Genomic DNA, 6,829 nt, shown 5'->3' with positions numbered 1-6,829 from the left:
GTATTGTGTATGCAATGTATACAAGACCAGACACGCGGTTCGCTGCCTCCAGTGCCATTCTTTATTTTCCTCTGGGCATTGTCAATCTGATCTTAGTTCAAGGTTCTTTTTATTGGCTCAACTGTTTATGGCGGGTCCGGCAGAAGAAAGCCCTGAAAACTCAGCGAATTGCCCCCATCTATAAGAGATTGAAAGTGCTGGATTTAATTTTGCTGGCTTCCTATATTCCCATTTGGTTTTTGACTTTCAGAGAAAACACTATCAATAATGCTGTTATAGGAATCCTGCTCTGGCTCTTTGCCATCATTGAATTCATTAATTACTTTTACTATCGCCTGTCTTACTATGCCATGGGCGGCCTCAGCTTGCAGATTATCCGGCCGTTCAGGTTACTCTTTACCGGAAAGGCTGTCAAATCGCAGATTGCCAAAGAAATTCTCCTATACAAAAAGAAGTATAGGAAATGACTCAGGGTAAAAGTTTTCTTGTCGAAAAAACTTCTGATAATCTCTTTCTGCTATAATACTAAATATGAGGAATATAGAAAATGATAAAATTAGACCAATTACGGGAAAATCTAGCGATTAACTCTTTTGAGACAAGGGATGAGCTACATGACTGGTTGCTGGAAAACGGCCAAAGCTCTGCCGATATTTGGGTGAGAATTTTCAAGACGAAAAGTAAGGCAAAATCTGTTAGTTTTCATGAGGTCTTGGAAGAAGGTCTGTGCTTCGGCTGGAGTGAAAGCATGAGACGTTCTTATGACGACTTATCTTATTTGCAGAAATTTACCCCAAGAAAGGGCAGTAAAACACAATCTGAGCGCAATTTAAAGCTTGTTGGAAAATTAGAGAGCCAAAAGAGAATGCGGCCCGAAGGTTACACCGCCCTGGGCTTGGACTCTGAAAATTTATAGCAGATGAGGAGATGAAATGAAAATCAGACTTGCTAGGAAAGAAGACGCAGCAGCACTGGTGGCTATCTATGCTCCCTATGTCGAGGAAACAGCCATCACCTTTGAATATGATGTGCCATCGGTGGAGGAGTTTGCCGGCCGGATTGAGAAAACGCTGGTGAAATATCCCTATCTGCTTGCAGAAGAAGAGGGCCGAATCCTTGGCTATGCCTACGCTTCAGCCTACTACGGCCGGACGGCTTATGATTGGGCAGCGGAACTCTCGGTCTATCTGGCTCAAGATGTCCGTGGCCGAGGGGTTGGCAGTCGGCTCTATGCTGTCTTGGAAGATTTGCTGCAAAAGCAGGGTTATCTGCGTTTTCTGGCCTGCATTGCCCTGCCGAATGAGGCCAGCTTAGCCCTGCACAGAAAACGCGGTTACCAGCAGGTGGCCCATTTCCCCAAAATCGGCTATAAATTTGACCGCTGGCATGACATCGTCTGGCTGCAGAAGACCCTGGACGGTCCGGCTCAGCCTCTGAAATCCTTATCAGAAAGAGAGTTTGAATGATGAAAAAGAAATACCTTGCTGTCAGTCTTTTAAGTCTGGCTCTGCTGACCCTGTCCGGCTGTCAGGCTGTTGAAAATTGGTTTAAAAATGCTCAGGAAGACTGGCTGGGCTTAGAGATGACTGTTCGGACTTATGACGAAAATTCCCAGCTCATTGATCGAATGTCCGGCAAATCCCTGTCCATTTCCCGCAATAAAGAATTTGATTCGGTGGATGCCGAAGGCAATTCCAAGGAAGATTCGTCCGTCCTTAAAGTGACTCTTGGCAAATATGAAATCGACCACGTGGGCTCTTCCCTGATTGCTGAGGAAAAAGGGCTGACGGATGTCTTTGCCCAGTATCAAAAGAATGTTGATACGGAAGAAAACAGCAGCTCTGTTCCGGTCCTCAACCGGATGGTTTCCAAGCTGAAAAACGAATTTACCGGCAAGGAAAAGGTTATCCTGATTCGTTCTCAGAATGGAACTCCCCTAGCCACCTATGCCGGCAATCGGGTTTCGCTCAATAAATCCGATGCGCCAAAGACATCCGAGCTTTTGATTGACGGTAAACGGCTGATTATCTACCGCTGTGACTATACTATCTATGACCGGGAGTTATTGGAGTAGCTATGGAACTTAATCAATTAACCGCCCAGCTGCAGGCTGTGGCGAATCCTGACGATGCCAAGGCTATGAAGGCCTATATGAAAAACCAGTTTGAATTTCTGGGAGTCAAAACTCCGGTCAGGCGCAAGATTGCCAAGGCCTTCTTCAAGAGTCAGGCTGATTCTCATTTGGACTGGGATTTTGTCCGGCAGGCTTGGAAGGTCCCCTACAGAGAACTCCAGTATGCGGCCTTGGACTATTTGGACAGCAAGAAAAAACTCCTGCAGCCTGAGGATTTACCTCGTCTGAAAAGGCTGGCTCAAAGCAAATCCTGGTGGGATACCATTGATTTTCTGGACCGTTTGGTCGGTTCAGTCATTTACCGCTTTCCAGAAACACAGAAGATTATTCTGGATTGGAGTCGGGATGAAGATTTTTGGCTGCGGCGCTTGGCCATTGACCACCAGCTGCTGCGAAAGGAAGAGACCAATACAGAGCTGTTGGAGCAGATTTTGCTCAATAATCTAGGGCAAACAGAATTTTTTATTAACAAAGCCATCGGCTGGGCTCTAAGAGATTATTCCAAAACCAACCCAGACTGGGTCAGGGATTTTATCCAGAAACACGGGAAAGAAATGGCTGCGCTTAGTATTAGGGAAGGTTCTAAATATCTTTTAAAAAAGCAGCAAGCAAAATGAAAGCTTGCTGCTTTTTACTTGTTTTCAGTCAATCGGGCATTCTTTGACCTTGCTGAAGCGGTAGAGGAGAATAAGGCTGCGCAGAACCAAATCTAAGGCTACAGCCATCCAGATCCCGGTAATCCCCCAGGCCAAGGTTTTCCCTAGATAGAGAACACCCAACACTCGGATTCCCCACATGCCAAAGAGAGTGCTGTAGAGCGGAGATTTTGTATCGCCAGTTCCCTGCAGAGCGCCTGCCATGATAAGGCTGATGGCCAAGAAGGGCTGAGCCAGAGCGGAGATTCTCAGGGCAATGGCCACATAAGATAAAGCCTCGGGGTTCTGGGTGTAGACCGCTCCCAGCTGCTCGGCAAAAAGAAATAGGATAAGAGCAAAAGCAGACATGATGCTGATTCCATAAGAAACAGTTTTACGGGCTATTCGTCTGATGGCGACCTTGTCTCCCTCACCGGTGCTCTTGCCAATCAAAATGCTGGCAGCAGCAGCCAGACCATAGGCCGGCATGTAGGTGAAACTTTCAATGGTTCCTGCAATGCTGTGGGCGGCATAAACCTTGGCAGAGATGGAAACGATAATCCCCATGTAGAGGACTTGCCCTAAACGCATGGCCAAGCGTTCCAGCAGGGCTGGCAGGGTGATTGTCACCAGCTCCTTCATTTCCTCTAGCGCAGGAATTCTCATCCTCAGCGACCACAAGTCTGTCCGACTTAAGCGGTAAAAGAGGATAAGACTGGCCAGGAGGCGGGCCAGAACAGTTCCTAAGGCAACGCCAGTCAAACCCATGGCCGGAAATCCCAAAGTTCCAAAGGCCAGCAGATAGGAAAGGAGCAGATTAGCAATATTGGTCCCAAGACTGACATAGAGCGGAAAGCGGGCTAGACCCGCAGTCCTTAAAAAACTACTTAGAAGTGTCATAAGCGCAATTAGCAGGGCTGTGCCGCCGACCCAGGAAAAGTAATGGTAGGCCTGGTCCTTAATCTGATCTTCAGCTCCCATCAGGCTCAGTAGGTCTTGGCCAAAAAGCAGGGTCAGCAGACCCAGGACAAGCCCGAAGAGAGTGCCCAAAATCAGGGAGCCAGAAACAAATATACGGGCCTTAGCATAATCCTTGGCACCAATCCTTTGAGAAACCAAGGCTGTAGCTCCGACACTCAGGGCAATAAAAACAGCTATATAAACACTGATGAGACTGTTGGCGATACCGACCGCCGCAACCATGGTCAGACCCAGACGGGCGACAATCCAGGCGTCAATAGCTCCGACTGATGTCTGCAGGATATTCTCCAGGGTAACCGGAAGAGCAATCTCCCAAATGCTCTTGTTTTCGTCTTTTTCCTTTTTCATTTCCCTTTTCCTCTAAAATCTGTTAGACTAAAACTGAACACGGAGTTCACAATCTTATTATCTCGCATAAGTTTCCCCCTTACAAGATACAGTTTGACCTTAAAGTTCATAAGTGAACTTTTTGCTGTAAAAGTACAGAAAGAAGGAAAAATGGATAGGAGAATTCAACGATCACGCCAGGCTATTCTGGATGCTTTCACTGAGCTGCTGGCCGCATCCTCTTTTGAGCAAATCCGGATCAAGGACATTCTGGAGCGAGCCAATGTCGGCCGGGCCACTTTTTACAATCATTTTGAAAGCAAGGAAATGCTGCTGGAGGAGTTCAGCCTTTCCCTTTTTCAGCACATTTTTGAAGAGGGGATTGCCTATGACCATTTTATCAACCTACTGGAACATCTCTTCCAGCATATAGGTGATTCGGCTCCGATGAGACAGCTTTTGGTCAGCAAGCAGGCCTATTTCCTGCGGGAATTTCAGCTACATCTGGAAATCTACCTCTGGCCCAAGCTAAAGCCGCTCTTTCAGACCAAATCCTCTCCGCTTCCTGAATCTTTTTTGCAGGAGCAGGCCCTGTCCAGCTTTATGGCTACCCTTGATTGGTGGCTGCCGCGTCTGGCTGCCTATTCCTCTCAGGATGTCAGTCGCATCTACCTGGCATATCTGGCTAATCTCTTGCAGGAAGAGGAGTTATGAGAAAAATCCAGAAAGGAAAACAGGAATGACAGCTGTTTATTTGAAATATCTTGAAGAAGCCGACTATCTTGCATGGATGGAGGGTTTTTCCAAGCGCCTGCCCTCTCAGAATCCCTTTGACGACGGGCTTTTAGATATGACCGTCTGTACAGAGGACTGGTTCGCAGACTTGGTAGACCGGCACCGCCGGCTGCGCCAACAGGACCAGCAGTATATCTGGGGCATCTATGATGCTCATACCAACCAACATGTTGGCATGGTCAATTTGGCAGTGCTTGCTCGTGCGGACTTTCAATGGGCCGAAATCGGCTATTCCATCCACAATCAATATTGGCGGCAGGGCTACGCCAGCTCTATGCTGCTTCAGCTCAAAGAAGCAGCTGAAGTCCTCGGTTTCCACCGCTTGGAAGCCCATGTCCATCCGCTTAATACCCCCTCACAGAACCTTCTGAAAAAATCCGGTTTTTATTTGGAGGGAATCCGGAAACATTTCCAAAAAGAGGGGCAGGAGTGGCAGGACAGGGAGATTTATGTTTGGGTTGCGGGATTAGAAGTTTGACAATCTCTTCGCTATAACTTTAAATTAAGAAAAGAAAAATACAATAATTTCCACAAGGAGGAAAAAACCATGAAATCTAGATATAAATTGCTGGCAGCTGCCGGCATTGCCCTATTAGCTTCAGGAGCTTTGTTGACAGCCTGCTCCAATAAGTCCAGTGACACCGGCAAATCAGAAAGTCAAAAAAGCAGCCTTTCAACAGGCGATGTCAAAACGACGCTTTCGAAAGTTGACAATACAAAATGGAAATATAACTCAGATGATAAGGTTTATTACCAAGTTGGAGTTTCCTATGCTGCAAGCCCAACAGACAGTGAGCAGCAAACCCTTTCTATTTTCGTTCCGGCTAGCTATATGACCGCTACAGACAACGGAGATGGGACCTATACAGCCGAGCTGAATACCAAGGCCAAGGTAGGTAATTATACTGCTGCAAATGCACCGATTGTAATCCCGATCAACACACCGGGATATTCGGCCATGTCAGCCCTTACTGATTACACCAGTTCGGCCAAGACCTATACAGATGAAGGATTTATCTATGTCTCTGCCGGCTTACGAGGCCGCGATTCTGGAGCGCCAGGCGGCGTGACGGATGCAAAAGCAGCTATTCGTTATCTGCGCTACAATGACGGAAGCATTGCAGGGGATACAGATCGGATCTTTGTCTTCGGTATGAGTGGCGGCGGTGCCCAGAGTGCCATTATCGGTTCATCAGGTGATAGCGCTCTGTATGATGATTATCTGAAGGAAATCGGAGCAGTAGAAGGAGTTTCAGACGCTGTAGCTGGGGTTATGGCCTGGTGTCCTATTACAAATCTTGATACAGCCAATGAAGCCTATGAGTGGAGTATGGGGTCCACCCGTTCGGACTTGTCCACTGAAGAACAAACGATTTCTGATGGTTTGGCCGAGGCTTATGCCAGCTATATTAATAAGCTGAAATTGAAAGATTCTGACGGCCAGGAATTGACTTTGAAAAAAACATCCGACGGTATCTATCAATCCGGTACTTATTATGACTACCTGAAAGAAACCGTCGAGGAATCACTCAATACATTTTTGGAAAACACTAGCTTCCCTTATGATGCTAGTTCAGCATCTTCTGGCGGACCAGGAGGAGCTGCACCAAGTGGTGAGGCACCTTCAGGAGAGGCTCCATCAGGAAGCGCTCCAAGCGGAGAAGCTCCGTCCGGCCAAGCCTCAACCACGGAGACTTCTTCCGACGACTCAGCCGAAAGCAGCGGTTCAATCGAATCGGTTGACAACATCCAGCGCAGCGGCTCCTCTACATCTCTTGATTTATCTGGTACTTATAATTCGATTGAAGACTATATCTCAGCTTTAAACAGCGAGTCAACCTGGGTAAAATATGACTCCAAGACCAAAAAAGCCACCATTACAAGCATGGCTGATTTTGTCAAATATATGAAGTCAGCGACAAAAGGCATGGCAGCCTTCGATGCTTTGGATAAATCT

The 6,829-nt window shown here is 47.1% G+C and carries 9 protein-coding genes; 8 read left to right on the top strand and 1 reads right to left on the bottom strand.

Annotated features, from left to right (window positions below; translation table 11 throughout):
• The 5 genes from STRDD11_RS11055 to STRDD11_RS11035 form a co-directional block, all read left to right on the top strand.
• On the top strand, positions 1-467 hold a 467-nt coding region (locus STRDD11_RS11055; protein ID WP_206512709.1), incomplete at its 5' end, for a hypothetical protein.
• Positions 468-547: 80 nt separating this feature from the next.
• Positions 548-916 (top strand): YdeI/OmpD-associated family protein, encoded by a 369-nt coding sequence (locus tag STRDD11_RS11050; protein ID WP_206512708.1) that lies wholly within the window; start codon positions 548-550, stop codon positions 914-916.
• 16 nt (positions 917-932) lie between these two features.
• Positions 933-1,466: a GNAT family N-acetyltransferase gene (locus tag STRDD11_RS11045; RefSeq protein WP_128837354.1), complete on the top strand. Its 534-nt coding sequence runs from the start codon at positions 933-935 to the stop codon at positions 1,464-1,466.
• Positions 1,463-2,074: a DUF5052 family protein gene (locus STRDD11_RS11040; protein WP_128837353.1), complete on the top strand. Its 612-nt coding sequence runs from the start codon at positions 1,463-1,465 to the stop codon at positions 2,072-2,074. The genes STRDD11_RS11045 and STRDD11_RS11040 overlap by 4 nt, the downstream gene beginning before the upstream one ends.
• 2 nt (positions 2,075-2,076) lie before the next feature.
• Entirely contained in the window at positions 2,077-2,751 is a 675-nt protein-coding gene (locus tag STRDD11_RS11035) for a DNA alkylation repair protein (protein ID WP_128837352.1), read from the top strand.
• Between the two features lie 24 nt (positions 2,752-2,775).
• Here STRDD11_RS11035 and STRDD11_RS11030 read toward each other — a convergent pair whose 3' ends face one another.
• Positions 2,776-4,098, bottom strand: coding sequence for an MATE family efflux transporter (locus tag STRDD11_RS11030; protein ID WP_128837351.1), 1,323 nt, complete (start codon positions 4,096-4,098; stop codon positions 2,776-2,778).
• Positions 4,099-4,248: 150 nt separating this feature from the next.
• Between STRDD11_RS11030 and STRDD11_RS11025 the strand changes: the two genes are divergently transcribed.
• From STRDD11_RS11025 to STRDD11_RS11015, 3 genes are all read left to right on the top strand, one after another.
• Entirely contained in the window at positions 4,249-4,791 is a 543-nt protein-coding gene (locus STRDD11_RS11025) for a TetR/AcrR family transcriptional regulator (protein WP_128837350.1), read from the top strand.
• 25 nt (positions 4,792-4,816) lie between these two features.
• Complete coding sequence (locus tag STRDD11_RS11020) at positions 4,817-5,350, top strand: GNAT family N-acetyltransferase (protein ID WP_128837349.1); 534 nt, start codon at positions 4,817-4,819, stop codon at positions 5,348-5,350.
• A gap of 69 nt (positions 5,351-5,419) precedes the next feature.
• Positions 5,420-6,829, top strand: a 1,410-nt coding sequence (locus STRDD11_RS11015) for a subtype A tannase (RefSeq protein ID WP_128837481.1), incomplete at its 3' end; no start/stop codon positions are given.

Origin of the sequence: Streptococcus sp. DD11 (genome assembly GCF_001578865.1) — a bacterium.
Lineage (GTDB): Bacteria > Bacillota > Bacilli > Lactobacillales > Streptococcaceae > Streptococcus > Streptococcus panodentis.
Note: the sequence above shows the minus strand (reverse complement) of the source record. Positions and strands in the feature narration are given on the sequence as shown.